This is a genomic window from Acinetobacter sp. WCHA55 (assembly GCF_002165305.2).
GTDB lineage: Bacteria > Pseudomonadota > Gammaproteobacteria > Pseudomonadales > Moraxellaceae > Acinetobacter.
The window spans coordinates 212,072-237,274 of sequence record NZ_CP032285.1; the positions used below are offsets into that span (position 1 = coordinate 212,072).

At 37.2% G+C, this 25,203-nt stretch carries 35 protein-coding genes; 14 read left to right on the forward strand and 21 right to left on the reverse strand.

Annotation, left to right across the window (positions count from 1 at the left end; translation table 11 throughout):
* Positions 1-41 precede the first annotated feature (41 nt).
* The 6 genes from CDG62_RS01995 to CDG62_RS02020 form a co-directional block, all read right to left on the reverse strand.
* Positions 42-356 (reverse strand): hypothetical protein, encoded by a 315-nt coding sequence (locus tag CDG62_RS01995; protein ID WP_024160757.1) that lies wholly within the window; start codon positions 354-356, stop codon positions 42-44.
* Between the two features lie 12 nt (positions 357-368).
* Positions 369-1,211: a hypothetical protein gene (locus CDG62_RS02000; protein ID WP_024160756.1), complete on the reverse strand. Its 843-nt coding sequence runs from the start codon at positions 1,209-1,211 to the stop codon at positions 369-371.
* Between the two features lie 252 nt (positions 1,212-1,463).
* A complete protein-coding gene (locus CDG62_RS02005; protein WP_024160755.1) occupies positions 1,464-1,994 on the reverse strand; it encodes a hypothetical protein in 531 nt (176 codons plus the stop codon).
* 43 nt (positions 1,995-2,037) lie between these two features.
* Complete coding sequence (locus CDG62_RS02010) at positions 2,038-2,601, reverse strand: hypothetical protein (RefSeq protein ID WP_057694171.1); 564 nt, start codon at positions 2,599-2,601, stop codon at positions 2,038-2,040.
* 146 nt (positions 2,602-2,747) lie between these two features.
* Complete coding sequence (locus tag CDG62_RS02015) at positions 2,748-3,506, reverse strand: Fic/DOC family protein (protein WP_024160753.1); 759 nt, start codon at positions 3,504-3,506, stop codon at positions 2,748-2,750.
* Positions 3,507-3,575: 69 nt separating this feature from the next.
* Positions 3,576-3,788, reverse strand: a complete 213-nt coding sequence (locus CDG62_RS02020; protein WP_005006071.1) for a hypothetical protein — start codon at positions 3,786-3,788, stop codon at positions 3,576-3,578.
* A 197-nt stretch (positions 3,789-3,985) separates the two neighbouring features.
* On the opposite strand from CDG62_RS02020, the gene CDG62_RS02025 reads away from it, so the two are divergent.
* On the forward strand, positions 3,986-4,441 hold the full coding sequence (locus CDG62_RS02025; RefSeq protein WP_024160752.1) for a hypothetical protein: 456 nt from the start codon (positions 3,986-3,988) through the stop codon (positions 4,439-4,441).
* Positions 4,442-4,543: 102 nt separating this feature from the next.
* Here CDG62_RS02025 and CDG62_RS02030 read toward each other — a convergent pair whose 3' ends face one another.
* On the reverse strand, positions 4,544-5,080 hold the full coding sequence (locus CDG62_RS02030) for a hypothetical protein (protein WP_024160751.1): 537 nt from the start codon (positions 5,078-5,080) through the stop codon (positions 4,544-4,546).
* Positions 5,081-5,439: 359 nt separating this feature from the next.
* Between CDG62_RS02030 and CDG62_RS02035 the strand changes: the two genes are divergently transcribed.
* The gene (locus CDG62_RS02035; protein ID WP_024160750.1) at positions 5,440-5,700 is read left to right on the forward strand and encodes a hypothetical protein; all 261 of its coding nucleotides are present in this window, start codon (positions 5,440-5,442) and stop codon (positions 5,698-5,700) included.
* On the opposite strand, the gene CDG62_RS02040 is transcribed toward CDG62_RS02035, so the two are convergent.
* The 5 genes from CDG62_RS02040 to CDG62_RS02060 all read right to left on the reverse strand — a co-directional run bounded on the left by CDG62_RS02040 (position 5,692) and on the right by CDG62_RS02060 (position 9,115).
* Positions 5,692-6,132, reverse strand: a complete 441-nt coding sequence (locus tag CDG62_RS02040) for a hypothetical protein (RefSeq protein ID WP_228254374.1) — start codon at positions 6,130-6,132, stop codon at positions 5,692-5,694. The genes CDG62_RS02035 and CDG62_RS02040 overlap by 9 nt on opposite strands.
* Positions 6,110-6,700, reverse strand: a complete 591-nt coding sequence (locus tag CDG62_RS02045; protein WP_228254375.1) for a hypothetical protein — start codon at positions 6,698-6,700, stop codon at positions 6,110-6,112. Before CDG62_RS02045 ends, CDG62_RS02040 begins: the two co-directional genes overlap by 23 nt.
* A 41-nt stretch (positions 6,701-6,741) precedes the next feature.
* Complete coding sequence (locus CDG62_RS02050; protein ID WP_024160915.1) at positions 6,742-7,635, reverse strand: hypothetical protein; 894 nt, start codon at positions 7,633-7,635, stop codon at positions 6,742-6,744.
* Positions 7,635-8,063 (reverse strand): hypothetical protein, encoded by a 429-nt coding sequence (locus CDG62_RS02055; protein ID WP_024160914.1) that lies wholly within the window; start codon positions 8,061-8,063, stop codon positions 7,635-7,637. Before CDG62_RS02055 ends, CDG62_RS02050 begins: the two co-directional genes overlap by 1 nt.
* A gap of 227 nt (positions 8,064-8,290) precedes the next feature.
* Positions 8,291-9,115, reverse strand: coding sequence for a hypothetical protein (locus CDG62_RS02060; RefSeq protein WP_024160745.1), 825 nt, complete (start codon positions 9,113-9,115; stop codon positions 8,291-8,293).
* A gap of 186 nt (positions 9,116-9,301) precedes the next feature.
* On the opposite strand from CDG62_RS02060, the gene CDG62_RS02065 reads away from it, so the two are divergent.
* Positions 9,302-9,628, forward strand: a complete 327-nt coding sequence (locus tag CDG62_RS02065; RefSeq protein ID WP_024160744.1) for an H-NS family nucleoid-associated regulatory protein — start codon at positions 9,302-9,304, stop codon at positions 9,626-9,628.
* A gap of 79 nt (positions 9,629-9,707) precedes the next feature.
* Here CDG62_RS02065 and CDG62_RS02070 read toward each other — a convergent pair whose 3' ends face one another.
* Together CDG62_RS02070 and CDG62_RS02075 are read right to left on the reverse strand one after the other, a co-directional pair.
* Positions 9,708-9,977: a hypothetical protein gene (locus tag CDG62_RS02070; protein ID WP_024160743.1), complete on the reverse strand. Its 270-nt coding sequence runs from the start codon at positions 9,975-9,977 to the stop codon at positions 9,708-9,710.
* Positions 9,977-10,321, reverse strand: a complete 345-nt coding sequence (locus CDG62_RS02075; protein ID WP_024160742.1) for a hypothetical protein — start codon at positions 10,319-10,321, stop codon at positions 9,977-9,979. Before CDG62_RS02075 ends, CDG62_RS02070 begins: the two co-directional genes overlap by 1 nt.
* Before the next feature lie 160 nt (positions 10,322-10,481).
* Between CDG62_RS02075 and CDG62_RS02080 the strand changes: the two genes are divergently transcribed.
* The gene (locus CDG62_RS02080; protein WP_024160741.1) at positions 10,482-10,670 is read left to right on the forward strand and encodes a hypothetical protein; all 189 of its coding nucleotides are present in this window, start codon (positions 10,482-10,484) and stop codon (positions 10,668-10,670) included.
* A 173-nt stretch (positions 10,671-10,843) separates the two neighbouring features.
* Here the strand turns inward: CDG62_RS02080 and CDG62_RS02085 are convergent, their stop codons facing one another.
* Complete coding sequence (locus CDG62_RS02085; protein ID WP_024160740.1) at positions 10,844-11,926, reverse strand: hypothetical protein; 1,083 nt, start codon at positions 11,924-11,926, stop codon at positions 10,844-10,846.
* Positions 11,927-12,002: 76 nt separating this feature from the next.
* Positions 12,003-12,647 carry a type I-E CRISPR-associated protein Cas6/Cse3/CasE gene (locus CDG62_RS02090; RefSeq protein ID WP_207778890.1) on the reverse strand — a complete coding sequence of 215 codons (645 nt, stop codon included), beginning with the start codon at positions 12,645-12,647 and terminating at the stop codon, positions 12,003-12,005.
* Positions 12,648-13,050: 403 nt separating this feature from the next.
* On the opposite strand from CDG62_RS02090, the gene CDG62_RS02095 reads away from it, so the two are divergent.
* The 4 genes from CDG62_RS02095 to CDG62_RS02110 all read left to right on the forward strand — a co-directional run bounded on the left by CDG62_RS02095 (position 13,051) and on the right by CDG62_RS02110 (position 16,735).
* Positions 13,051-14,229 (forward strand): SprT-like domain-containing protein, encoded by a 1,179-nt coding sequence (locus tag CDG62_RS02095; protein WP_087528570.1) that lies wholly within the window; start codon positions 13,051-13,053, stop codon positions 14,227-14,229.
* Positions 14,226-14,594, forward strand: coding sequence for a hypothetical protein (locus CDG62_RS02100; RefSeq protein WP_005006108.1), 369 nt, complete (start codon positions 14,226-14,228; stop codon positions 14,592-14,594). The genes CDG62_RS02095 and CDG62_RS02100 overlap by 4 nt, the downstream gene beginning before the upstream one ends.
* Positions 14,594-16,261, forward strand: coding sequence for a DEAD/DEAH box helicase (locus CDG62_RS02105; protein WP_005006110.1), 1,668 nt, complete (start codon positions 14,594-14,596; stop codon positions 16,259-16,261). Before CDG62_RS02100 ends, CDG62_RS02105 begins: the two co-directional genes overlap by 1 nt.
* Positions 16,262-16,474: 213 nt before the next feature.
* Positions 16,475-16,735 (forward strand): hypothetical protein, encoded by a 261-nt coding sequence (locus CDG62_RS02110; protein ID WP_010591040.1) that lies wholly within the window; start codon positions 16,475-16,477, stop codon positions 16,733-16,735.
* On the opposite strand, the gene CDG62_RS02115 is transcribed toward CDG62_RS02110, so the two are convergent.
* Positions 16,730-17,569, reverse strand: a complete 840-nt coding sequence (locus CDG62_RS02115; protein WP_228141107.1) for a hypothetical protein — start codon at positions 17,567-17,569, stop codon at positions 16,730-16,732. The two genes, CDG62_RS02110 and CDG62_RS02115, sit on opposite strands and share 6 nt — an antisense overlap.
* A 201-nt stretch (positions 17,570-17,770) precedes the next feature.
* Between CDG62_RS02115 and CDG62_RS02120 the strand changes: the two genes are divergently transcribed.
* Complete coding sequence (locus tag CDG62_RS02120; RefSeq protein ID WP_005028512.1) at positions 17,771-18,421, forward strand: hypothetical protein; 651 nt, start codon at positions 17,771-17,773, stop codon at positions 18,419-18,421.
* On the forward strand, positions 18,397-19,188 hold the full coding sequence (locus CDG62_RS02125; RefSeq protein ID WP_032056299.1) for a TraX family protein: 792 nt from the start codon (positions 18,397-18,399) through the stop codon (positions 19,186-19,188). The genes CDG62_RS02120 and CDG62_RS02125 overlap by 25 nt, the downstream gene beginning before the upstream one ends.
* A 68-nt stretch (positions 19,189-19,256) precedes the next feature.
* Here CDG62_RS02125 and CDG62_RS02130 read toward each other — a convergent pair whose 3' ends face one another.
* From CDG62_RS02130 to CDG62_RS02145, 4 genes are all read right to left on the reverse strand, one after another.
* Positions 19,257-20,003: a hypothetical protein gene (locus CDG62_RS02130; RefSeq protein ID WP_005028508.1), complete on the reverse strand. Its 747-nt coding sequence runs from the start codon at positions 20,001-20,003 to the stop codon at positions 19,257-19,259.
* A 118-nt stretch (positions 20,004-20,121) separates the two neighbouring features.
* Positions 20,122-20,862 (reverse strand): hypothetical protein, encoded by a 741-nt coding sequence (locus CDG62_RS02135; RefSeq protein WP_005006125.1) that lies wholly within the window; start codon positions 20,860-20,862, stop codon positions 20,122-20,124.
* Between the two features lie 34 nt (positions 20,863-20,896).
* A complete protein-coding gene (locus CDG62_RS02140) occupies positions 20,897-21,436 on the reverse strand; it encodes a hypothetical protein (protein ID WP_010591043.1) in 540 nt (179 codons plus the stop codon).
* A gap of 80 nt (positions 21,437-21,516) precedes the next feature.
* Positions 21,517-21,939 (reverse strand): hypothetical protein, encoded by a 423-nt coding sequence (locus tag CDG62_RS02145; protein ID WP_005028504.1) that lies wholly within the window; start codon positions 21,937-21,939, stop codon positions 21,517-21,519.
* Positions 21,940-21,998: 59 nt separating this feature from the next.
* Here CDG62_RS02145 and CDG62_RS02150 point away from each other — a divergent pair, with 59 nt between their 5' ends.
* The 4 genes from CDG62_RS02150 (at position 21,999) to CDG62_RS02165 (ending at position 24,576) form a co-directional block, all read left to right on the forward strand.
* Positions 21,999-22,805: a hypothetical protein gene (locus CDG62_RS02150; protein WP_005028502.1), complete on the forward strand. Its 807-nt coding sequence runs from the start codon at positions 21,999-22,001 to the stop codon at positions 22,803-22,805.
* Between the two features lies 1 nt (position 22,806).
* A complete protein-coding gene (locus tag CDG62_RS02155) occupies positions 22,807-23,670 on the forward strand; it encodes a lytic transglycosylase domain-containing protein (RefSeq protein WP_005028500.1) in 864 nt (287 codons plus the stop codon).
* 85 nt (positions 23,671-23,755) lie between these two features.
* The gene (locus CDG62_RS02160) at positions 23,756-24,262 is read left to right on the forward strand and encodes a thermonuclease family protein (protein ID WP_058952583.1); all 507 of its coding nucleotides are present in this window, start codon (positions 23,756-23,758) and stop codon (positions 24,260-24,262) included.
* Between the two features lie 5 nt (positions 24,263-24,267).
* Positions 24,268-24,576, forward strand: a complete 309-nt coding sequence (locus CDG62_RS02165; protein ID WP_005006143.1) for a hypothetical protein — start codon at positions 24,268-24,270, stop codon at positions 24,574-24,576.
* Positions 24,577-25,203 lie beyond the last annotated feature (627 nt).

Sequence of the window (25,203 nt, forward strand, 5' to 3'; positions counted from 1 at the left end):
AGGGGTAGCGGTACATATTGGCGCACGTACCGCTGTTGGAATTACAAATCCAGTTGAATTAAGAACAGTGGTAAAGGTGCATCACTGTCTTGTGTAATGAGCATAGGCAAGAAGAAACTAAATCCCTCAAAAAACACGCCCATGTCGTAATCATCTTGAAAAGAAAAGGGCTGTGAAGTGATACTGACATTCTCAATAGCACTAATTAGTGCCTCGATGTTGGTATGTTTTGCTGTATCGATCACATACACACGAAAACCGGCTTCTGTGGTGTTCGGTATCTGTTGTACTTGCTGTGGCAAGTAAAAGCCAAGTTCGTTGATGGCACTGACGAGTTGCGGATTTTCAATTGTCATGGGTAGGTTTCCTTATTGAACTACTTTTGCGCTATTTAAATTTTGCAATGCGATATGCGTTAAACGTTGATTAATGATTTCGTCATACGGCGAAATGAAATCCTCTTGCCAGTTATGCATGAGATGTTCGATCGGGTATGTTTCCAGATATTCTTCTAATGCTTCATTCGGCTTAGGAACGAAAGCTAATGGCTCTTTAATGTTGTAATTGCTGGCGATGTATTCCAGTGGATCACAATCACCTGGTACGTTGACCGTAGCAACAAACTCAAGATAAGCACCATCGGGGAAAAACTTATTGAAGCAATCAACCACAACAGATATTTCACGGACTTCATCATCATTTAAAGTGAACTCACGGACTTCTTTATCCAGTGCAACAATTGAGCTAGATAACAAGTGGTCAAGGTCTTGTGGACGGATGTTCACGCAATTAATAACTTGGTTGATATGATGAATAATCTCGTCTTTGATTCGGTCTTCAAAAGCGTAGTTGCTGTCAAAAATAATATGATCGACATCTTCATAATTGAGTCCAAAAAACTCACGTACTGCTTCAGAACCGCGATAAACAACATTTGTTTTGAGTTCTTCATAAGTGAATGGCTCACCAGTATTCGCACGGAATGGTGCATAAAGGGGAACGCCGTCTAACATCATGAAGTTAAGTCTTTTAAATGTTTCATCAGCTGTCGCCCAACCTATGACGCAACAATTAGCATCACTATTTATAAGTTGAGCAAAAGTCATATTGTCGGTACCAGGGATCGTGCGCCATAAATCCAGATCAAAACGCTCATGTGGTACTTGCTTGATGATATTTTTTAAATGATTTAGCTTATCAAGTTGATTCATTACAGGACTCCAAGTTTTAAGCAATTGCTTTCGATAGAACCATTTTATTTAAAAAATACTAATGAATAACTTTATTGGAATTAATTAACCGACCTAAAACACGTAATGGATATTTGAAATATTTTTAATCAATTAAAATCATCGTATACGTTTTAAGCCATGCTTAGACGGCGTATATACCGGTCTATTTTTCTAATGCAAAAAAAAAGAGTACTTAAGTTCGGACTTAAATACTCTTAATGAGTTGGGGCATTATTTCCGATTGGCTAAGTTGAAAAATAGTGAATACATTGCATTCTTAAATAACCAAAAGGTGAGGGGATTATCCGCTTCATCTTTAGACTGGTGGCGAATGATATTCCAGTTGAAATACTTTTCTGAATAGCCCATGTGAGTGACATAAGCAAAATTACGAACGTCATTTTCTGAAACGTATTGGAATGCTTGTTTAAGCTCATTTTGGGCGTTTTGTTCGCCGTCATGGTCAAAAGCATCAGCTTCTAAGATAAGTTCGCGCATGCCGACCATAGCAAGGTATATGACTGCTTCAAAGTCATAGTTCATCATGCGTAGGAAGTGTTTTTTCAAAAAGGCTTCGTCAATGTGTTCAACTTCTTTGTAATTTTTAAGTGCGCTTAGACCATGCTCACCAAAGATATATTTAAGTACACGAAATTGAGCGCATAACGGCAAGTTTTCACCCTCCACATGTGAGCAAAGGGCGGTGTAGCGGTTCATGTCGATGACTGAGCTTAGAGATTGTTTTAAAGCGCCTAATAGCATTGTTATATCCTTTTTCGGGTTTTGTTTATTGTATGGTGTACGGTTAAGCAAGAAATGTGTTAACTAAATGAGTTGTGTCATGGTGTTGAGATAACTTTTCGGCATCCATGTCGTTATGTTCTTCATAGATAGTTTTTAAGGTTTTAATGGTTTCATGCATCAAGGTTTCATGATGCTCAGTATTGAATTTGAACTTGTGGCACTCTTTAGCAAGGGATACACGAACTTTGAATTTTTCTAAAAATTCGATGGTTTTATTGGTGGTGTCACTTTCACATCCAAAGTAACAAACATTATCAATATGCAATGCGGTTGTTTTCAGCATTAATGGATTTTTATCAAACACAAAATAAGCAAAAATGCAGCTTTCTCGACTGTTGTAAGTAATGTAAGACTTCTCAACATTAATTGCGTCCACTGATTTAAACCAAACAACGCCATCGTCATAGGTTTCAGCATGGCTTGAGAAAAGCATATAAATTAAGGTGTCGATAATTTCTGCGGTGCTGTTGCCGATAATTAAATGATTCAGACTTGAATCACTTCCGTTTGTAAATTGGTATTGAGCGACCACTTTATTTGCAAATTGATGTGCTGCGTTATTCATTATTCATCTCCAAGTTTCGGACAATATTTTCCTAAGGTTTTATTTTAATCTGAGTCACTTCATTAGAAATTTTTCTCAAAAAAAAAAGATTCTTTTTTCAAGAATCTTTTAATCAATTAAAAGCCATCGTATACGGATTAATCTAATTATCCGTAACTCGGTGAATCATCATCATTTGATTTATCCTGGTCATTTTCCTGTTCTTGCTCTTGTTCTTCCGTATTTTCAAGCTTCAGGACTAGATCGTATGGTTCAATGATACTGTCCATGACTTTTAAAAGGTAAGAGAGGTCTTGTTCCATCGGTTCTAGGTTTTCATAGTTTTCACCGACATAAAGCTCTTGATCTGTCAGTGAACGTTTAAACGCATAGTTCCAATCTGATACGGCGACCTTGCTATATACCATGGTGTAACCAGCATCATTCGCCAGCTGGTTCATCATCAGTTTTGCAGCGCGACCGTTACCCTCTTCAAAAGGGTGAGCTTCATTTAACTTGGCATAAAGCTGAGTGAACTCTTGCACAAACTGGTCTTTGTCCAAACCTTTCAGGTGGTCTTTTTCTTTAACCGCCTGTGAGAACTTATTCAGTTCATCAGGGATCAGGTTTTTATCTAGGAAATGACCGATTTCATAATTACCGTTCGGGTCGATCGCACGTTTAGAAATGTCGTCCAGACGCACTTCTCCAGCCCAATCGTAAATATGCTCAAAGATTTTTTCATGGATTTTAGAGAGGTGGTCGAGATCATAATTGCCACGTAAAGGCGAAATTTCCATTTTCGCTATTCGATGTTCCGTGATTTCTTTTTCCAGTGCCTTTTTATAGTCGCCTTGCGCTTGGCAACTGGTAGGTTGAGATAAGATGTCTTTTGCATCTAAATAAAACTCAAGTTTATCGTCCATATTGTTCTACTTATGAGTGATTGGGTTTGGTAATCCGCTGTAAGCTAGATTAGGTTGTATTCGCGATGATTAGGCTTTGTTTTTAAGTGCATTCCATTTTTTCATCAATGCAGCTTCTTCCTCGTCAAATGTTGTTTGACCAGTTGCTAAGCGCTCCATACGTGCGTTTGATGATGCTTCACATGCTTTAACAATGTGAGGGGAGAACTCTTGAGCTACATTGCCTTGAGCAGAACGGTATGCAGCACGTACACGGTCTTCGTATTTCACTTCTTCAGACATATCGGTTTCCTGTATCAACAATCTGTAAATTACAATAATTGTAACCCCAAACAAGGGGGCGATTCTTGCTAAATTGCGTATAAACAATCTTATTGGTATATACCGATTAACAAAATCAAATAAGATTAAAATTCCAAAAAAATCAAATATCGTATATTAAGTATATAATTTAAGTATATACAGGAAAGTCGTTAAACATGAACGTATTCAAAACACTAAAACTATCTGCAGTTGCAATAATCTCAGTGTCTATGTCGTGCGCTGTTTTAGCTAATAGTTCTTTAAATAACCTGAATACAAACAGCTTAAAATCTGCTGTTGCGCTTTCTCCTACTGCTGAAAACAAACGTAAAGTTGAGCGTTTGCTTAACACTAAAACACCGTACCAGATTGAAACTGGTGCGGTACTTAAAAAAGTGAAGTATTCAAAACACTTTAATATGAACGTTCAGATGTCTAGCAAAACTGCAGATAAATACTCTTCTGATGAAACTGACTCTTTAAACCGCTTTGTGAATGAAAAGATTCATCCGTTTTATTGCTCTGTATTCGCCAATGCTCCAGTTAAACCAGATCTGTATGTAGACATCGTGGACAATCAGGGTGAATCATTCTTTGGAAGTGCTGAGCGCTATTCAGATACTTGCCAATAGTTTTAAGGGCTAAATATTACATAGATCTGTTAACGCCGTTTTAGGCAAAAAAATAGACCGCTTAATTGCGGTCTATTTGTTTTTATACTGGCACCTAAAACCTTATGGAAAGGTCTTAGGTAGCACCGCTGTATAGCCTACGATCTTGCGTATTTTGATCTGCATATCAAGATGCAACGGCTGTACTGTCAAACGATTGAAGTAAGACTTAATCTCGCGCATCCACGCATGGAAACGATCATCACAATGACGCATAAGCTTCTTAAGGTGATTGCGGTCAGCTTCTTGTAAGAAACTGAGTTCTCTGTCGATTGACCAAAGATCAATATCCTGATCATTTATACATAACAAGTACTGCGTATCAACGACCAATGAAGATACCAACTTGCCTTGGTCTTGCTTGTAGATCAGCTCAAAATCAACTAGTGCATCTAAAGCGCCGTTGATGTTTTCGATTTGAATGTCACGGCGTAAACGTACTGGTAGCTCCAGCAGTACAGTATTCTTATTTGACTGGTAATAATCAGCACGGACTTGGCTATCCCATGCAATATTTTCAAACATAAAATTTTGAAAAGAGGTGAGAGAATCTTCTTGTAGACCGACAACTTTTGTTTTAGATAAGATTTCAAAGTTCATATAATTTCTCCAAATGGTGAGCATTGAGCTCATACATTCATTATATTTCACTGTACCTTTTCAAAACTTTTTTCAAAAAATATAGATTGTTTTAATGCTGTCCACGTTTACATTACATAGACAATGGCAAGAAATCTAATTAAACTGACCTTGAATAAGAAATGCGTTCAAGTGATTTGTGTTTTTTTTATTCACCTTTCAATTTTAAAGAGCCAGGCGTTTTGCGTCTGGTTCTTTGCTTTCTGGTATATACCAAGCACATTTTTTTAATGTGCACTGACCAATCTCAATAATAAAGTTTCAGTTTTAAACCTTATTTATCGCTACGATTAAGCTAGTTGCTAGATGGGCTTTAAGATATGAATGCATCAAGTACAATAGCTTTAATGGCGGTATCTATTGGTTTTCCAGTGGTATTAAACTTTGACTTTGCTTTTACTTATTTAATTGTTTTTGCCTTATTCCTCTGCACGATCGCTTTAATGTTTATGATAGTTTTTATTGTTCATAACGGTACTGTGACGGAAAAGATTAGCGCAATAATTAAAAGGATGTTCTTTTTTGCTGGTTATTGCGCTTGTGTATTAGGTGCGGTTTTGTTTACAAGATGCCTAGTCTAGTACGTTAATATTTAATGCATATTTGCTAAATAAGTAATACCCAAACATACAGATCGCTAAAGTAACTACCGTCACTTTACGCGTTGAGTTCACAACTTCAGCACTGTCTTTCTTGCTATTAAAAATACCAACTTTGACTAACTTAAACACTGAGTCAAAAAGGGTGATGGCAAACCACGTTCCTAAAAAGTAAATCGCCATGGTCAAATATTCCTGTTTGTGCAACACATACTTATATAAATAGACCAGTGTAGTGACCACAATTAATGAAAATGAAGCGCCATAGTGCAAGGTTTTGACGGCATTGCGATGTTGTTTTTCATTGTTGATGTTAATCGCTGCGTTGATAAAACAAAAAATTGCCAATTGTCCAATGATGACGACAATCCCCATTGCAAATAATTGGATGTTAAGACCATAAGCCTCTTCCACTAAAATTACGGCGCTTGCAAACGCAAGGAACATTAAATATATGAGATATGGCATGATTCTCTTGGTATGAAGCGATGATATTGGATGATTCTAGGCTAAGGTTCAAAAAAAAAGAAGTATGCTGGTCGCAACATACTTCCGATCTGATCAGGCTTCTACGTTCTGATTGATATAGTTTTTGTAGGCTAACTTCACTTAAAAGGGCTTCTTTCAAAACACCTTTGTCTTTTATCGTTGGATTGTGCAAACCAAGTGACGCACGGCGCTGTTTAGTGGTGTTTTTATTGGCATCTGTTACCCAAACTGAGTCGATATAATCATCAACTAAAGCATGCAATTCGTTTGGTTTTACTGCATTGTCTAAATTGGAAAGTATAGCCTTATTGTTTACGATCGCTAAACTTTCATCATATTCTCGATAGCTTGTACGTAAAGAATTCTTAAAATGAAGCAATTGATCTTCAATTTTTAATTTACCGCCATCAAGCTCGATGTCGATTACAAATGTCGTGATTTTAGATGATAGACCTAAAACACCAACTGATTTAACGCGAACAATAGTATCCATAACAACTCCAAGGTTTTGAGCAATGAGCTCAGGTAAAACGGTTAAACTTTTGTGAGATCTGCTTCAATATCTATCAGCAATTCTTTTACTGCTTTCATGTGTGGCAATAAAGTATAGGTGTTCATTTCGCTATTAAATGCACCAGCTTCAAGTTGTACACCAGCAATAAACGGCTCATTGATTAAGTTGTTGCCAATGAGATGACTTAAGCAAGCCTGTACCAGTTTGTTATTTTCTTCAGACTTAACCAGTAGGGGATACAAAACCACGAGTATTGGTAAATCACAAAACTCCATGTTGTTTGCATCAAGTAGCTGTTTAAGTGCATCCTTAATATCTTCATTGAGAACCAACAGTTCTAAACCTTTTTTCATGTCTTTATAGGCGTTATCAATGGCTACTTCGGAAAAGTAAAACCAATCGCGCTGGTCATCGAGCATGAAGCTATCTAATGCAGCGATTTTCTGTAAGATCTGCAATTGTTCAGGGTTGAACGTGCGAATCGCTGTTCCATTGATTTTATGCTGTAACAACAGCTTTAACGCCTTTTGCGCTTGATCGTTTAACTGCTGTACTTCTTGATTGAAGAAATTGCATAACTGATTCGACAGATCTACAAAGATAGAATTGTCATAGCAATCAGGTACCACGTTTTGAGTGGATAGCAACATAAAGCCATTTTCTGACAGCTCAGGATTCATATAGATACAAAGATTATGATCTTCGGTCAGCTCTGCAAAACCTTTTAAAGTGGTATATGCAATTTCATGATCAGGCAATTCAATGCCAGCATGGATATTAATGTGGAAGCTTGGGCTTTGGTCGCCGTGGTCTTGATCTGCAGTACTGATCATAGATAACAGGGTTTCCAAAAGCGCCGTATTCTTACGAATAGGCGACATAGCTTCATTAATTAAGATAAAGCTACTATTCATTAAAGTGCCTCCAAGAATAGTGAGCCCACAATATCAGTATTGAGTGGGTTAATTTCAATGAATTCGACTAGCTCCAGCGCTTTATCAACTGTGAGTTCCTTAGCGCGGAAATCAAAAAGTGTATCCACGCCAACGCCATCAATCACACCATATGAAGACATCAACTCTTCCAATTCAGGGATATTTTGATAATTTTCTTCAGCCAAGTTTTCCAAGGTCAAAAGGGCATTATCCACATGTGATTTGAACATGTGGGCAAGGAAGAAAGCTAAACGGTGCTCATGAGGTGCTCGAATGAAGAAATACTCACTATGCTCGTCATCGTTAGAATCCTGGCGTGACGCTTTAACCAAAAACAAAGGTAAATTGTCAGTACTGCCGTAAACTTCGTTAAAATCGATCGGGCAAAAATTACGGTTTAAATTCATGAGCTTTCTCCAAGTTTTAAGCTATTTGCTTGATTAGGTTTCATTATATTAAGAATATGAACGGATAAAGTTTTTTTAAAAAATACTTATTTAAGCATCCAGAAAGAATTAATAATGACGAGCGCCATTGCAGCGCTAAAAATTCAAAACCTTTTTTAATCAATTAAAAAAACATCGTTTACGTTTTTAAGCGCAACTTTAAGAGATTTCTCTCTTAAAGGCTTGGTTTATTCAAAAGTGTTGGTGTATAAGTCGGTCTTAATAAGATTAAACACATACTCGCATTCAACAACGAGACTTGCATATTCATCATCAAAACATTGTTCATCTTCAAGCATAATTTCAAGATTTAAAGGCTCAATCACTGAATAAGGGTTTTTGACGCCAGTTTCTTTGTAATTTGAAATAATGACCTGAATAGCTCCAGATGCGAAGTCACCCTCAAGCGTATGGCTAAAGTAGGAACGATTTCTTGTATCGCTGTGAGTGCTGTCGATAGGTTCTAAAGCTGTACCAAACTTGTAGGTAGTCAGCAACTCTATAACGTCTTGAGCAAATGTCGAGTTTAAAGGGGCATCACTTTTTAGGTTGAATGCAATGTCTTTAAACTGCTTCAAGATTTCTTGCTCTTTAGACTCGTTAAAGTTTTTGAAATATTCGTCAAAATTATGCTCACCATGATTCGACAAAAGTTTATGGTGGTAGTTGTATTCGTCTACCACGGTCAACAGGTCAAGTTTTTGCAATAATTCAAACTCGTCTTTTGTAATTTCTTTAAAACCCAAAACGTAAAAAGAATCACCGCTGATTTCCCAAGAGTCATAGCGAGTTTTAAAATCATGTTCTTCTAATAAGGTTTTAATGTCTTCAAGTTCTTCACTCTCATAGCTTGAATACTTAAACAGGGTGTAATTAACCAATGCCATTAAAGCTGGCACTTCTGAAATTTTCTTAGAGGCATATAAGCCGATATTAAAATCACAAATACGGATACCAATTGGTAGTGCTGATGTTTCGTTAATCGCAAGATTCATCATGAGATACTTGTGCATATTAATTTACCTAACAGGTTGAATGTATTTTTAGATTAATGGATTTAAAGTGGGAATAACTTATGCTTAAAAATTAGAATAGCCATGGAATAAGTTGAATATTTTAATCAATTAAAACTACCGTATGCGGTTGTAAACAAAACGCACTGGTGTATATTTGATATATCCAAATTTTCGAGATTAGTTATGGAAGTTGAAAACCTAAGTAAAGACCAGTTAGAAGACCTAATTAAAAAGGCACAAAACCAAATTGTTGTAGTAGAGAATAAGAAACTTGATGACGGTTATCTCAAAATGTTTGAGATCGCAAAAGAATTAGGCTTAACTATTCTTGAATTAAATGAGCACGGCGAAAATCGTAAATTAAATAAAAAGCCAGTGGTTAAAGCAGATCCTAAATATCGCAACCCGAATAACCACAAAGAAGTGTGGGCCGGTCGTGGTAAACGTCCATCCTGGTTAAATCGTGAGATTGAATCTGGAAAAACATTAGAAAGTTTTCTTATCGTATAAATATTAAAAGGGCTTAAATGATTTAAGCCCTTTTTTTAAATGCAATTGTCAGTGTTGTTTAGAGCACGTGCGCGACTACTTAACAAAGTTCAGCTTTGATGTGTTCTAACACATCATCTTCAACACCCTCATTAGAAAATGCTTCAATGAATTCATTCAGGTTTTCATTGCTTAATGGCAAACTTCCGTATTGATCTACTGCAATCATTTGTGAGTTATGCACCAGATATTCAATACTGCAGTCAACAGAACAAAAGGTTTCTTGAATTACATCATTCACCTGATGGCCAGACTTTTTATCGTTAGTATCAATATCACTATTACAGTGAGGGCAACTAAATAATCCCATTACGCAACTCCTTTCTCAATTAAGCTAATTACACCGTGTTCTAATTGATCATCAAACCAGTGCCAGATAATGAAGCGGTCTGTACCTTTGCCCCATAGATGAAAGTCTTCTTCGATTTCATCATCATTGTTTATCGGGGTGTTGCCAAACTCTTCCCATAATGTTGTATAGGTTTTGCCTTGCAAGCTTAATACGCCATTTTCAGAATTTGCTTCAAACCAATCTAGGATCTGATAGCGATATGCACCTTTATTCCAGATATGGAATTCGCATGGTAGGGAATTAGATTCATCAAATTGAATCTGCTGTAATTCACCCCATAACTGGTCTATTGATTTGGCCATGCTTTATAACTCCTTGCTTAATAATTTAATTTTAATAAATAAAAGCGCTCAAAAACTTTTCTTAAAAAATATATAAAATCTGCTAATAATTTCTTTTGGAAAAATACTATCTAAGCAAAACTATTGTTATTATCGAGTGAGCTTATTAAGAGGTTTAAGCATGAATCTAGATAAATACGTTAAAACAGATATAGACGATGGCAATGGTCACATTTGGCTTAAATTTACGAATGATTCAGGTAATGATACTTTTGCTTGTAGTCAATGTGGCTATTTGAGACGGGTAGATAGTAATAATCGCCCACTAAACAAAAAGTGTGTTGGTAAAGTGAAAATCACGCTGCGTTAAAATTGAGATTTACAAAAACAAAATAAGAGCCAACATAGGGCTCTTTCTTATTTCATGTGGCTTTTACTGGCTTTACGGAATCAGTGTTGGAATCCAATACTTTTGCATTTCTACTTGACATATATGCTTATATTTACCAGTGGTAAGAAATTTAAATTTCTATAACTTATTCCTTAGAGCCCTTTATCTTTAGGCACACCGCCAACAATCTGAAATGGTATCCAATGGTTAACCCATTTTTCTTTGGTACCACGTTTGCCCAACCAGTAAAAGTTCCAGTGAGGAATCCGTGGATGTGGTTTTTTGGTACCTTTGTAGTTGCCAGACTTTAGATCTTCATCGCGCTTTAGGATCGCTTCATTGATCTTTTTATTTGTTTCGGTACCAACAATAGTCGGCTTGTACTTATTGGCCTCAAATAAACGCAATTCACGCTTAATCAGCTCTAATTTAGGCCTGGCTTGTGTTGTTTCTGGTGTTAATGGTCTGAGATCTGGTTCTTTTTGGCTGAACCATAGAATCAAATTGATTAGCTTCTTCTGCAGTTCCATGAACGTGTTAATTTCTTGTTCATCAGGCAAGTTCTTTTCATCAAAAAACGTATCAATGAAATCGGTCATGCAGTCCTCAACAGTTGATTCAAAATCATCATCATCAGGGAAGTGCATGGTAATGGTTTTTGCTAAGCCAGTATCGGTATATACCGTGGTAAATAGCACCTTGCGATCGTTCAACGTGTTTTTCGCAAAAATAACACCGACCACTTGTTCATTTTGCACGTAGAGATTGGCATTGTCGGTTTGAACGTAGATCGCAATATCAGGTAGGTTTAATAGGAAACCGGGGATACTGCGGTTGTATTCGGTCTTTACAAGCATTTGAATGACTTGATCTTCAAACCGATAAATATTTTTGGTTAGGCTCCATGAGCCAAGGGTAATGATTTCACCAATGTTGCAAGGTAGCTGATTGATAAATGAGAGTGGGATTTCTTGGCCAGTGGCTTGAACACCCATAATGGTACTGGTGCGTTTCATTCGTTCACGCCAGATAGGATCTCGACAATCTAGTGCAGCATATGTCCATTCATCACCACTGATTAGGCATTCGTGCGGATCTTTACTGTTTTGTCGTGCGATCGCATAAGCTTCTACACGTTTCATTAAGCCATTGAGGTTAAACTTCACATGTTCTAATCGCGCTGTGATGACTTTAAGTGGTATTCCTATCTTTGGATCTAAATCTTTATTTCTCATGTTGAGCAACCAGGATCTACATCAGATCAATATCTGAAAAATTTCGTTTAAAAAAGGACTTTAAAAGTCCTTTCGATTAGGCGTGAGCACTATTATTACAAGGCGGTGTAAACAAAGTACCATCTAAGCGGATCATTCCAAAGCCGTAGGTTTTATCACGACCAATACCATTGAGCCATGCTGTTTTAAATATCTCTAAATCACCAACAGTCGCACTAAATGAAATATCTATGGTCTGGACTGGAATATTCAAAATGCTGAGCTGTGGTCCACATTGTTGCTCAATTATAGTGACATCCAATAGACCTTTGCTACTAAGAGCGTTTTTGGTGAATTCGGCTGCTTCATCTCCAGTTAGATTTTTACGCTTCTTACCTGAATTGCCTTTGGGTTTTTCGCCGTGGACCGAAATGTATTCTTCAATTTCTTGGCGGTTAAAGCTACATTCACGGTTAAGAGGAACCATGATTTTTCCAGTGATTTGCTGACCGTGCGAAATTTCAATGTATTCTTTGGCCATTGGGATTTTGACGTCCGATACGCACGTTCTTAAATAGATGTGCTTGCCATCTGTAAAAAATATGACTTTTGCGGAACAGAATGTCTCGACCTTATTTCGTTTAAACATTTCTCTAAAAATGTACTTGAACAAGTTCTTTTCATTTTCAGGATGTGTAAGGGCAAAACAATTGGCTGTTAGTTTTATGTTATTCAGACTCATTTCGATATCCAGTTTTCTATAAACAGCATTATTAAGAACCATTGCCTTTAAATAGCGCCTTATTGACAATAAGGGTATTATTCAGCATTTATAAACGCTAAAAGTAACTTCTATGTGCATTTAACAAAAGTGGCTTATAATATACTTAAAACCCTCAAAATTGATATAGGAACACCAGTTTTGTGTGGAAGTAAAGCGTAACACTCATATTATGAAAACCAACCACAATTTATTAAACCTACACTTTAATGATACTTATTTTTTGTGTTGTAATTTTTTATTAAAAAAATATATGCTTTGCTGATTATTTTAAACTATTGACTGTATTTTAAGCTGTGCGTAAACTTTAAACGTTGTTTTGTACAATCCACACCTAGTTTGATCCTGTTTGGACGACTGAAAAATGAACATAAAGAATAGAACTACGTTGCAGTTTTATGAAGAACTGCAGTTGGTGTATGACCGTTTCAATGAAAGGCTATTCAAAAATGAATTACCAGATTGTTTGATTACGCTTCAACGTATCAACAAAAATACCGGTTATTGGTCTGAGAATAGATTTGCTTCGACAGAAGATGATACGGCGTATACGCACGAACTGGCCCTTAACCCTGATTACTTTGGCACCCAACCATTGCTTAACATTTTTAAATGCTATGCACATGAGATGTGTCATATGAAACAAAGCATTTTTGGTGAGCCATCTAAACGCTCATATCACAATGCTGAGTTTGCGACATTTATGCTTGAGATCGGTTTGATTATGACTGATGACGGCACAAAAGAAGGTCGCACGACAGGCGAGAAGATGACCGAAATCGTTGTACCTGATGGCTTGTTTATTCAAGTGTGCAATGAGCTTGTCGATGAAGGGCGTATCATCAAATGGTATGACAAGTACGCACCCAAAACGATTTCCAGTCTTGAAATGATTCAAGAGCAAGTGCAGTTGTTGGAGTCCATTCCGACTGCTTCTCCAAAGCTATTTCATATTGCCTTACTTGGCAATGAAATCAATTCAGCTTTGAAATCACCTAAAAAAGAGAAGCCAGTTGCCGAACCGTCAAAAGCACCAGATACCCTCACTGGATATGCCACCCCAACAAGTGATGAAGAAGAGGAAACGACTCCCACTACAATGAATCCCTTTGATGTAGCGATCGGACTAATCGACATATCAAATACCGCTGCAAACCTTGGCGGTTATTATCCAACGGCTTTTGATGAAGATCCGCTAGATGATGACGACCAACCAATACCAGAACCTAAGGTTGTTAAACTTTATAAGGGTGAACAACCAAACGGCGATGATAACGAGTTTTTTGTACTCAAAGAAACTATGATCGGTGAAACACTCTATCAAGAGCTTGGTTCAGCCAATTTTGAAGAGCCTGAGCCTAAGAAACAGACTAGGGCATCTTTTGCGTGTCCTGAGTGTGGCCGTGGTGCAACGTGTAGTCCTACTTTTAGATTGTCGTGTACTGAATGTGAAGTTGAACTGGTACCGTCAAAATCCATTGATAAAAGCCAGGTGAAGAAAAACAAAAAGGCTGCTAAAGCTGACCAAGGGGATGCAGAATGAAAACGATTGAAGAGCTTGGAATTCTGTTTTCTTCACACAAATACCGTTTTTATAACGAAAAAGACTTACAACTCGCGATTGAGCAAATGTTTATTGCCAATGAGATTCCGTATGAACGTGAGGTTCGTCTATCAAATAAAGACATCATTGATTTTACTGTTGAGCTAGATGTCGGCAAGGTGGGTGTTGAATTAAAAATAGATGGTGCACGTAACGCATTATTGCGTCAGATCAATCGTTATTTAAGCCATGACAGCATAAAAGCGCTCTATGTGGTTGGTACACCGTATTGGGTGAATAACATTCCAATCCAACTGAACAATAAATTTATTTACCGCCATCGTATTTTAGTGGGGGTCTTCTAATGTATAAATCTTACGGCACCATTTCTCGTCAAGAAAAAAACTGGCACATTGAATGTGAACCACATGTTAAAACACGACTTAAGCGTGTATTCCCAAAAGTCAGCCAACATGCATCAAAATTTATTGAGTTAAGCGATACGCCGTCTAATTGTCACGACCTACTTTGGTTTATTGAACGTTATCCAATGCGTGTTGATGATCTTAAATACATGAAAGCGCAATCTAAGGCTTATGTGTCGCTAAAAGAAGATATTTTGGATGTGATGGACTATAAACGTCCGATCAAAACATTTGATCTTGCTGTGCCTCCATATGAGTATCAAAGAGCAGCTGCAGATCTACTACTTAATGTTAAAGGTTTGCTCTTGGGGGATGATTTGGGCCTTGGCAAAACAGCGAGTGGAATATGTCCGATGATTCTACCTGAATCGCTCCCGGCGCTTTTTGTGACAATGACACATCTTCCAATGCAAATTAAGAATGAAATTGAACGCTTTGCTCCGCACCTAAAATGTCACATCCTAAAGAAAGCATCGCCTTATCCATTGCACAAAGAGGGTGAAGCAGCACCCGATGTCATTATCACCAGTTATTCAAAGTTGAACGGTTGGGCTGAATATCTTGCCGGAAAGATTAAGTACGTAGTGTTTGACGAGATCCAAGAGTTACGGACTGGCTATACATCGCAAAAGTATTCCGCTGCTAAACTCATTAGTGACCAAGCTGAATTACGCCTCGGTCTATCAGCTACACCGATTTATAACTACGGTGATGAATTCTACAACATCATTGAAATATTGCGTCCAGATAGCTTAGGTACCGCTACTGAATTCGCTCGTGAGTGGTGTTCACAAGAAAAACGTATTAATGATCCTAAAGCGTTTGGGATGTTTTTACGTGATGAAGGTCTAATGTTGCGCCGTACTCGAGCAGATGTAAATCGAGAGTTACCGCCAGTACAAATCATCCCTCAATATGTCGAAAGCGATCCTAAAGTACTGGATCAAATTAAGGGCAAGGCAATGGAACTGGCAAAAGTAATTTTAAGCTCTACTCAGGAATTCCAAGGGCAAAAGCTTCGTGCGACAGAAGAATTCAATATTATGATGCGCCAAGCAACAGGTATCGCCAAAGCGCCGTATGTCGCTGAGTTCGTGCGTATGCTTGTTGAGTCTGGTGAATCAGTCATGCTTTATGGTTGGCATCGAGATGTGTACAACATTTGGCTAGAACGCTTGGCTGAATTCAATCCTGTTATGTATACAGGCACGGAAGGACCTGCAGCTAAGGAACGTTCTAAACAAGCATTCTTGAATGATGAAAGCAAAGTCTTCATTAGTTCATTACGTTCATCTGCCGGGCTTGATGGCTTGCAGTACCACTCAAAATGCAAAACATTTGTGTTTGGTGAGTTGGATTGGTCGCCTGGTGTTCATGATCAATGTATTGGTCGCTTAGACCGTGACGGTCAAATCAAACAGATCTCGGCATATTACTTGTTGGCTGATTCGGGTTCAGATCCAATTATTTCTGATGTCTTAGGCATCAAAAAAGGCCAGTTGGAAGGAGTTAAAAACCCGAATGGCGAATTATTTGAACATTTAATTACGGACGGTGGCGGTATCAAGCGCTTAGCCGAACACATACTGAATAAGAAAGTTGCTTAAGAGAAACCTTATGACTGAACTTTACCTAGCTTGTTTTAGAGATAATGTCGGCTCAAATATTGGGTGGCCTGGTTTTAACGGAAAGGGCTATACAACGAATGTTGTCAAGCGCACGTATATACTTTAGAGCAAGCTCAGGTAGCATGGGATAACGCACGGTCCATAGATCAACCGATCGCCGTGCACCACGTTCGCAAACATATTGTATGAAAGGTGGACTATCAATATATTCCCTCGATCTCACAAATAGATGATCCTTATATCAAGTATGTGGCGCTTGAAAAGGATAATTTAGGTTTATTCTGCGATGGAAATGACGTCTTTTGGTTAGACTTTGCCACGGGCAAAACCAGTACAGATTTTTCTTCTGCTACAAAACTTCGGTATGGCCAGGCCCTTTCGTTAAAAGATCGCTATATTCTTCTTCCTTTTGATATAGCCGATGCACATAAACGACCATGGTGCTATTTATGAATATTGAAATGCTTTTGTGTATGTCCAACTTAAATTGACCAACAAATTAGGTTCTTTATCCAAAGCGAATAGATCTGAATAAACATTAAAGTTTTTACCCAAAAATGCATTGTGTAAGAAGTGAATAAGGTCTAGATCCACGTAGTTAACCGTAGACACAATCTTTAAGTATTCAGACAAAGCTTTAAACATCGGTGTTAGCTCTGCGATGGCACGGCTAAACCGCTGTTCTGATTTATGCTCTCTATATTTTTCAAAGCCATTTTTCAAAATCCTTTTGAGCTCTGCATCATCAAATGGAATATTTGAATAAAACTCACCAGTACTAAGATCTCCAAAATTAGACATAAAGTTATCAATCACGGGGAATTTACGTTCTAGAGATAAGCGCTGCGTTGATCTGATCAATTTAATGAATGAATAGAAAAACGGTAAGAAGCGTCTGTAGTAATCATAAATAACCTCTGCAAGCTTACGATCGCGAACATCAGCATTGATGGCTACACATTTAGGATATTGCGTAACAAAAATGGGTTTCTGCAGATAAATGGCAAGGTCCTTAAACACCTCAACACCATTTAGGCGATTAGATTTAAGAAATGACCAATCTACCAAGTCATAATCAACTGCACGAATCTCTCTTAGATTTAATTCATCAAACTTAAAGTTGAGTAGGCGTAGGTAATCTACAAAATTAGCCAAGTACCATGGCTGAGTTTTATTGATGTTGTATTCAGGATGACTATCAATGTCCAAGTGATTTAATAAATTGGTCCACGACTTGTCAATTCCAGCCAAATTAACTTTTTTGTCTATTCGATCAGGGGTAAGCATAGTAATCCCAATTGTATATACTAATTCGTAAGAAATTAGATACATTGTATCAATAATTCCTAGAATAAATATTCTTTTAAATTTTTTATCAATTCTAATTCGCCACACAACAAAAATGCTTATTTACTGAGCTAAAAACTTATATCTAATTAATTAAAACCCTATATAATTATTTTAATACTCTAATTCGAGTGAGTTGTTATGATTAGTGATCCAATCGAAATCGCAAAATTAAAACAAAGCATCTTAGATTTAAGAAACAATATTTTTCCTCCACAAAACCTTTTAACGGTTGATGGATTACCAATTTATTATGGTGAGAAAAAGTTTGTTGATGAATATCTTGCACAATGGATGGACTTTTATCAAAAAGCATTAGAACTTTCTAGTCCTTTTGGTGATCCTATTGATTTGTCCGAAATAAATGAAATTCATTTGCCTGTGCATTTTAATTTGCCCGTGTTTGCTCGTAATGTCACTCGCATGATTTTAAATAAAACACTGGCCAAGGAATCTATTACTTTTCGTTCAAGTGCAGATCTGTTTGAGAAGTGCGGATACTTCAATCGTGAATATACGGATTTAATTTATGAGTACTTTGATCGTGATGAAGATAACGTATTGGTCGGGCATCGACCGTATAACGATATTCGTGCGTACTTGTTTTATGCCGGCGATGAAGAGCGTCATCGCACGAGATTTTATAACTCTGGACTGGTGCTCGGTTATCCCGAAGGTTGGAATAGCATTGAGATCTTAGATAATCGTAACAACACCCGAAAACAGCGTAGTGATGCTTATACAAACCCTTTAGCGAAAAATAACACATGGTTCATCTACAAGAAGCTGTAATTAGCCAAAGCGCCGTGCGAGATCGCAATAGAGCCTTGGATCTATTGAAGTGGATTGCGATTGTGACCATGGTTATTGACCACGCATCAATATTATTTCCTCAATATAATCTGTTGTTGAGGACGATTGGCCGTTGTGCTTTTCCTATTTTTTGTATCATGCTTGCATTCAATTTGAACCAAGCTATTCCTAAAAAGAAAACCCATACATTAAAAAACTATTTTAAAAATTTGGCGTTGTTTTGTGTGCTATCAGAAGTACCGTATCAACTATTCAACCAAGAGCCATTTACAACACTGAACGTCATGCCTACGTTGCTTTTAGGATTTTTGCTTGTTGTATTGGGGGAATCTAAACATAAATATGCAACGCTGCAGTTTGTCTCTCTGTTAGTCGTGACCACATTGCTATCTAATTTTATTATGTATAGCGTGTGGGGCGTTTTATTAATTGTATTCCTGTATTTATTCTTTAAAACAACCAACGTTCGTTCTAAGAAATACTTTTTAATGATCAGCGTCTTGCTCACTTCATTGGCCAACATTTTCAACTGGTTGATTGGTGGCTACTATACGGATATGACTACATATTCTTTGGCATTCTCATTTGCTGTCAGTAGCGCCATTGCAACGTATATTGGTGCACAATTCCTACTGAAAGGACAGCACATGAATATACCTTTTGAAGTACCGCCAGTGGGCAAGTGGGCGTACTGGTTCTATCCAGTACATCTCGTCATCATTTGGATTCTTTTTAAATTTGCATAATAAATTTAGGCTCAAAAAAAGCACCAAAGTATTTATGACTAAGGTGCTTTTTTATTGCTTAATCAGCGTTATTCGCTAGATCCAGCATCTAAACCGAATGAGCTAATTTCTTGCTGTCTTTCTTGCTCAGCTGCTTGTTCTGGTAATGCTTGTGGAGTAGGTGCACCAGCTTGGTTATTTTGTTGATCATATTGATTCAGCAATTGCTTTAATGCTTCAGGATCTTGAGCAATTTGATTCGCAATTTCTAATGTTGGGTCCTGTTGTTTTTTACCAGCAACATAACCAAAAATAGCCAAACCAATGAAAGCAGCGAAGAAAGTGGCAAGTACGATCAGTACAAACTTACCAATAATGCTACCTTTGAAGCGTTCAAACCAAGTTTCATCTTCATAGTGGTAAGGTTGGTTAATGTTTTGGCAACCATCACTAAATGCATCCATCCACGCATTACGAACCAATTGTTTAATTTGTTCTGTTTGCGGTAAATGACCTTTTTTAACCACGTTTACTTTGATTTTTGGCTCTGCTAATACAAAACGTTTTTCTTCACCATTACCTAGTGTATTAACGAGCTCTACGGTACCAGAACAAGTGAAATAACGACCAACATCATTGTTTTCTAAAGTATCAAAACCACTGATTTGTATTGTTAACTCTTTAAGATCGGCATTCGGGATTTTTATATTTTTAGGTTGACGATTCAAATCTTCAGAATCCGTATCAACTGAGATTGTTAAAAGGTCATTGTTACTAAAAATTGAAACAAGAGGGTCGTGAGATAGAATGTCTTTTTGCTTCTTAATTAAACTCACAATGTATCACCAGTTAAAATAGAAATTAAAAGTATTATATTTTAAAAAAGGGTTTTAGTGATAGTTTATTTTATGTTTAACGTAAAAAAAGCCACTTTTAAGAAAGTGGCTTTTAGGTTTAAGGGAGATAGTTATTATTTATAAAATATTCCTTTTTAATTCTCTTAATCTCCATGCCTTTGTCTAAAAGCAATTTAAACTCATTAAAATCATCACGCATAAGCTTATGAACCTTTAATGATTTTTGACTCTTAGCTTTGATGGCACTGTTGTATTGTACTGCAGCAACCAGATCGTAATGCTTATTTAGATCCAAACCATAAAGTGATGTTAATTTTTCAGAAATATAATCAAATATAACGGTCAAACAGATGACCTTATTGTTAGTGTTAGTCAGTATCTCTTCTGGAAATTCATTATTTCCCGAAGCTGCACTGGCTAAACGTGCCCATTCTGTCATGGGTAGGGAACCATCTTCACCAATCACGTTGATTAAGTTGTTTAAAAAGATAAAGCGGTGATTAAAAAACTTCACTTTGCTTTTTTGCAAAATTCTAAATGTATAAACGTTTGCCCAATACACAACATAGTTTTTAATCTTTAGACCATTGATTGAGTCTTGCGTTAATAAATCTTCATTGGTGATGCCATGATATTGAGTTGCTTCTTCAGTGACTTGTTTTTTTGGCTTCCAGTAGCTCTCTTCAGCATTATAAAGATACTGAACCTGTTCTATTGATGATGTGCGGCACTTTTTAATACGCGTCAAAATAGACGACTTAATAATGTCAGGCACATCAACTGGATTCTTGACTTTGGCGGTAAATTCCAGTGTGAGAAAACATAATGGTGCTGGCATAGCTTGGCCTTTCTAATATCCCTTAATTTATAACTTAAAACGTTCTATTTTCTGAATTGATATTCGCGAAATAAGGAACTAATTGCTTTTCTCGGTCATGAATGTATGCAGTTGATGACATATCCAATACCGCACCTGGTACATAAGTTAGGTTTAGATTGATATTTTCACCGTTACCATCGATCAAGACGCCATTAAACCGCGCTTTGTCTGAATCTCCTTTTACAAATAGCTGTTGGCCAACATAACCGGACAAGCTATTGATATAGAGGTTTTTCATTTTTTCCGAAGATTGCAAAGCATTTATATAGAGAAGATCCATAATTTTTTCTTCTCCATTTTGATTTCTAATTTTTACTGTTTTTGGACCAACAACATCCACAATTGTAGCAATCCATAAGTCATGATGTTCAACTTCCCAACCATTGTAGCGACTTTCAATCCAATCGGGGCTTAAGAGTCTTGGCTTAAAGGGGTAGGAGTAGATTTTGAATATTAAGATCGAAACCACAATTATGATTGGCAAGCCAAAACATATTTTTATTTTATGTTTTTTAAAAGCACTGTTAAACATAACCGTATATACCAAAAAATTTAAAATCATTTTAACTTAAAATAATAAGTTTGTATTGGTTAAAACCATTGATATATCAATTATTCATCACTGTTATAGGTATAGCCATCATCACTACTGCGATCTTTACCTACTAATAATGCTTCAATACGCTTAGCTTCAGCTATTGTTCTGAGTGCATTTTCCTTTTTTTCTTGTCGTTCTGTATGTTTACGAATCGCTTCAAGAACCTCAGGAGATAAGGCGTTTTCAGGTTGTTGTTCTTGGGCTTCAGGCTCGGAAGCACTTGCTTCTTCAGCCTTTATAGGTTGGTCTTTTTTCTTAGGATCTACCAAGTCATAAAACACAAGTTCTTTTGATTCACTCGTTGCCGATTCGTCTAAAAACTTCTGTTCTTGACCTTTTAATGGATCTTGTTCATTTGGAGTATTAGAGTTATTACAGGCACTTAAAAGGGTGGAAATTAAAATAACCGTTGCGAAAATAAAAAGGGTTTTAGACACGTTGAAAATCCTTTAATATAATAACGTATTCTACATAATAAAAGTCCGTAGGTAAAAGTATGTCTTCAGATAAAAATAGTTCTGATAGTGCTACACAAAAGGTAAATATTACCAATGAGGTTTTAGATGAAGCTGCCATTAAACAGGCAATTGAAGCTAGTCAACCCCGTAAATCAGGTATTTTAAAGCGAGTCTTTTTTGATTTCGGGCGTAAAACCCACTGGAGTTCAGCTAGAAAAGGGTTTTTACCGCATTTATCTAATATTAGATCAATGCTGTCTCCAACATGCCCCGAATGCGGTAAATCGATTTTAATGCATGACAACAGGATTCCACGTTCTTATAAAGGCAACGTGAATTGGGTATGTGCACACCCTTTATGTGAATATGAAATTGTCGCACCTAACAATTTTAAACAACTGAAAAGACTCATTGCTAATACTCACTACCCAAGAGGGCAAGAACGTTTAGCTTCAATGAGTAATGATGAAATAGACAAGCTTGTTAAAAACCATCAGTTTTCGTCTTATTTGTATTTAGCATTATCTATGTTTACAGGCTTGTACGTAGTTTATATGTTCTTTAAAGCGCTATATCCAATGCTTGTTGTACCAGGTGTATTATTGGTGTTTTATCTATACATGGTTAGCATCAATTCAGCTTATCGTGCGTGGCAAGTCCGTACTGGTCTTTTATTTTTACCGAATGCGCCATTCTTGGCATGGTTCCGCTATGCGCCAAAAAAATATAGCTTATCGTGGTATGACGGCAAAAACCCATTGCCAGTTGAAACACTGAATAAGTTAGCTGACCGTAAACAGCACCTAATCGACAATTTCAACAACAACGATAAAGGTGCTGATTAATATGCTGTTAAAACCAACGCTATTTGCGACTCTATTAGGATCAAGCGTTGCTTATGCTCAATTGCCTCAAAGTTCTGAGGCTCTAGGTGCATATGCAAACCATGTCAATTCTAATGGATCAAGTACACCATATCGACCATTTCAGGTCATGACCAACACTCAGCAAGAAACGGCGCCAGCAAAGCCAAGAGGATTTACGAGTCGTTACTTGGGCGTGAAGTACACACCGCAAAAAACTGAAGAAACTCCGACTAGCACTGAGCGCACGGCAGTTGCACAAAATGGACCACAACCTAGTGGCCAGCAAGCACCAGCACCACAACAACAACCCGTTCGCCAGAATATCCGTCCTGTTTCTTATACCTATCCAACTACGCAATACAATCAATACAACCAAGCGAGTGTATCTTACGATCAAACCGTACCGGGTAGAGTCGCTACTTTGAGTTGTGTTATTCATGCTGCGCGGTCAGAAGGTGTTCCGCTGTATGTTTTATTGGGTATACATAGCAAAGAGCGTGGTACCAATGGACAAACAGCGCAAAACAAAAACCGTTCATTGGATATGGGGCAATTCCAAATCAATTCCATGCACTTTAAACGTGGCGGTATGTTTGAAAATTATAACAGCCATTATGTGCGTACTGATGGATGTCTGAATGCGCGACTTGCAGCCAAGATCTTGCGAAATCGATTAACCACAAAACCGTCAACCGATTTTTGGGTTAGAGCAGCTGCTTACCACTCATGGACGCCATCTTTTAATGCGATATATCGCAATGGCACGGCGAAACAACCTGGTTTAGTTGCGTATGCACTTCAATGGAAAAAATGGCTTGAGAGAAAGGGGATAAATCCTAACTAATCAGCTGAATATATTTTTTAAGAAAAAAATTGCAGTTACGTAATGCGATACAATTTACCTATTCTTTACCCACTAAGGATTCAAAATGAACCTTAATACAACTTTAAAAAGTTTAGCTTTAACCTTACCCATGTCTGTTGTTGCTACTGCAGCTCAAGCCGATTTTGTTGGCAAAGTTGTACGTATTTCTGACGGCGACACTATCACCGTTTTAAACAACAACAATGAGCAGATCCGTGTTCGCTTCAACCAGATTGATGCACCAGAAAAAAGTCAAGCTTTTGGTCAGAAATCGCGTCAGAACATCAGTTTCTTGCATGAAACGATTGTGTATGTGCAAGAAAATAGTAAGGACCGCTACGGTCGTACTCTTGGTACCATTTTTCAGATGCGTACAAACCAAGTGCCCAACTTAAACATCGTGAATAGTGTTAACTATAAGCAAGTTAAAGATGGCTATGCATGGGCTTATCGTGAATATCTCAAAGATAAAATTATTTTGAGTGCTGAAAGCAACGCACGTTCTCAACGCCTTGGTTTATGGGCTGATCCAAACCCTGTTTATCCAAGCCAGTACCGTCACAATAAGTAATATTGATGAACGGTGAATTAAATACCGCTAAAGCCGTAGCGGTATTAAATAAATATCTACTGCAACAACAATGTGGTAATCGTATGGAACTGCAGTTTTTCAGTGAAGAACTGCAAGCTCAGATTGAAGCTCTCAGCTTGGCTTCTGTACGAAATGAGTTGGTTACTCAGTTGGCAAATTTGGGAAAATGTCTTTGTGATGAAAAGTTGGTGAATTGTTCAGCCAACGCAAATTACTCAGAAGTGGCAATAGATTTCCTTGAAATGCACTTAGAGTCGCTGGAAGGGCGACAGTTCAAAGAAGGTTTTATATGACATCTATTGTCATATCCACGGAATCCAATTAATCACCAGATCAGAACGAACCACTAAGCAATTAGTGGTTTTTTTCCTAAGGGAACTAGATCAATTGTAGATTTTTAAAAGGTAATGTTATGCCGAACAAAGATGATGAACATGCAACTAAATAAAGCTTTCTACCTTTACCTTACTTTTGTAGCGATTCTTTGGGCTATTATCTGGTGGTGTTTACTGATTAATATGCACCAGTACTTTAGTGCGGTTTTTTATGTTTTAACGGGGTACTATTTTATTAATAAAATTTTGATGAAAATTAGTCCTTATTCATCAAAAATACTTTTTACAGTTTTATGGCCAATTGCTTATCCAGTTTTATTCTTAATACTCTTGTTCAAGAGGTGGGATAAAATCTAAATTTGAAATGACACACCTATAACAACACCCTAGAAGGTGAAGTAATCCGAAAGTTAATTGGTTCAGTGGATCAAGTTTTAGCTAAGTAGTTTAACCTTGGCAACAAAAAAGTCCCATTTGCAACATTGGGGCTTTTTCATATCTATTTTTTATAGGTTATGAATCAACTAGCTAAAAAAAGAACAGCCTTATGTTGCTTTCATGCTTATTAGTAATACACTTATTTGT

What these genes read in the sequence shown, in the direction of transcription:
- CDG62_RS01995 (WP_024160757.1), bottom strand. Translation starts at nt 356, where the DNA reads ATGACAATTGAAAATCCGCAACTCGTCAGTGCCATCAACGAACTTGGC.
- CDG62_RS02000 (WP_024160756.1), bottom strand. Translation starts at nt 1,211, where the DNA reads ATGAATCAACTTGATAAGCTAAATCATTTAAAAAATATCATCAAGCAA.
- CDG62_RS02005 (WP_024160755.1), bottom strand. Translation starts at nt 1,994, where the DNA reads ATGCTATTAGGCGCTTTAAAACAATCTCTAAGCTCAGTCATCGACATG.
- CDG62_RS02010 (WP_057694171.1), bottom strand. Translation starts at nt 2,601, where the DNA reads ATGAATAACGCAGCACATCAATTTGCAAATAAAGTGGTCGCTCAATAC.
- CDG62_RS02015 (WP_024160753.1), bottom strand. Translation starts at nt 3,506, where the DNA reads ATGGACGATAAACTTGAGTTTTATTTAGATGCAAAAGACATCTTATCT.
- CDG62_RS02020 (WP_005006071.1), bottom strand. Translation starts at nt 3,788, where the DNA reads ATGTCTGAAGAAGTGAAATACGAAGACCGTGTACGTGCTGCATACCGT.
- CDG62_RS02025 (WP_024160752.1), top strand. Translation starts at nt 3,986, where the DNA reads ATGAACGTATTCAAAACACTAAAACTATCTGCAGTTGCAATAATCTCA.
- CDG62_RS02030 (WP_024160751.1), bottom strand. Translation starts at nt 5,080, where the DNA reads ATGAACTTTGAAATCTTATCTAAAACAAAAGTTGTCGGTCTACAAGAA.
- CDG62_RS02035 (WP_024160750.1), top strand. Translation starts at nt 5,440, where the DNA reads ATGAATGCATCAAGTACAATAGCTTTAATGGCGGTATCTATTGGTTTT.
- CDG62_RS02045 (WP_228254375.1), bottom strand. Translation starts at nt 6,700, where the DNA reads ATGGATACTATTGTTCGCGTTAAATCAGTTGGTGTTTTAGGTCTATCA.
- CDG62_RS02050 (WP_024160915.1), bottom strand. Translation starts at nt 7,635, where the DNA reads ATGAATAGTAGCTTTATCTTAATTAATGAAGCTATGTCGCCTATTCGT.
- CDG62_RS02055 (WP_024160914.1), bottom strand. Translation starts at nt 8,063, where the DNA reads ATGAATTTAAACCGTAATTTTTGCCCGATCGATTTTAACGAAGTTTAC.
- CDG62_RS02060 (WP_024160745.1), bottom strand. Translation starts at nt 9,115, where the DNA reads ATGCACAAGTATCTCATGATGAATCTTGCGATTAACGAAACATCAGCA.
- CDG62_RS02065 (WP_024160744.1), top strand. Translation starts at nt 9,302, where the DNA reads ATGGAAGTTGAAAACCTAAGTAAAGACCAGTTAGAAGACCTAATTAAA.
- CDG62_RS02070 (WP_024160743.1), bottom strand. Translation starts at nt 9,977, where the DNA reads ATGGGATTATTTAGTTGCCCTCACTGTAATAGTGATATTGATACTAAC.
- CDG62_RS02075 (WP_024160742.1), bottom strand. Translation starts at nt 10,321, where the DNA reads ATGGCCAAATCAATAGACCAGTTATGGGGTGAATTACAGCAGATTCAA.
- CDG62_RS02080 (WP_024160741.1), top strand. Translation starts at nt 10,482, where the DNA reads ATGAATCTAGATAAATACGTTAAAACAGATATAGACGATGGCAATGGT.
- CDG62_RS02085 (WP_024160740.1), bottom strand. Translation starts at nt 11,926, where the DNA reads ATGAGAAATAAAGATTTAGATCCAAAGATAGGAATACCACTTAAAGTC.
- CDG62_RS02090 (WP_207778890.1), bottom strand. Translation starts at nt 12,647, where the DNA reads ATGAGTCTGAATAACATAAAACTAACAGCCAATTGTTTTGCCCTTACA.
- CDG62_RS02095 (WP_087528570.1), top strand. Translation starts at nt 13,051, where the DNA reads ATGAACATAAAGAATAGAACTACGTTGCAGTTTTATGAAGAACTGCAG.
- CDG62_RS02100 (WP_005006108.1), top strand. Translation starts at nt 14,226, where the DNA reads ATGAAAACGATTGAAGAGCTTGGAATTCTGTTTTCTTCACACAAATAC.
- CDG62_RS02105 (WP_005006110.1), top strand. Translation starts at nt 14,594, where the DNA reads ATGTATAAATCTTACGGCACCATTTCTCGTCAAGAAAAAAACTGGCAC.
- CDG62_RS02115 (WP_228141107.1), bottom strand. Translation starts at nt 17,569, where the DNA reads ATGCTTACCCCTGATCGAATAGACAAAAAAGTTAATTTGGCTGGAATT.
- CDG62_RS02120 (WP_005028512.1), top strand. Translation starts at nt 17,771, where the DNA reads ATGATTAGTGATCCAATCGAAATCGCAAAATTAAAACAAAGCATCTTA.
- CDG62_RS02125 (WP_032056299.1), top strand. Translation starts at nt 18,397, where the DNA reads ATGGTTCATCTACAAGAAGCTGTAATTAGCCAAAGCGCCGTGCGAGAT.
- CDG62_RS02135 (WP_005006125.1), bottom strand. Translation starts at nt 20,862, where the DNA reads ATGCCAGCACCATTATGTTTTCTCACACTGGAATTTACCGCCAAAGTC.
- CDG62_RS02140 (WP_010591043.1), bottom strand. Translation starts at nt 21,436, where the DNA reads ATGTTTAACAGTGCTTTTAAAAAACATAAAATAAAAATATGTTTTGGC.
- CDG62_RS02150 (WP_005028502.1), top strand. Translation starts at nt 21,999, where the DNA reads ATGTCTTCAGATAAAAATAGTTCTGATAGTGCTACACAAAAGGTAAAT.
- CDG62_RS02155 (WP_005028500.1), top strand. Translation starts at nt 22,807, where the DNA reads ATGCTGTTAAAACCAACGCTATTTGCGACTCTATTAGGATCAAGCGTT.
- CDG62_RS02160 (WP_058952583.1), top strand. Translation starts at nt 23,756, where the DNA reads ATGAACCTTAATACAACTTTAAAAAGTTTAGCTTTAACCTTACCCATG.
- CDG62_RS02165 (WP_005006143.1), top strand. Translation starts at nt 24,268, where the DNA reads ATGAACGGTGAATTAAATACCGCTAAAGCCGTAGCGGTATTAAATAAA.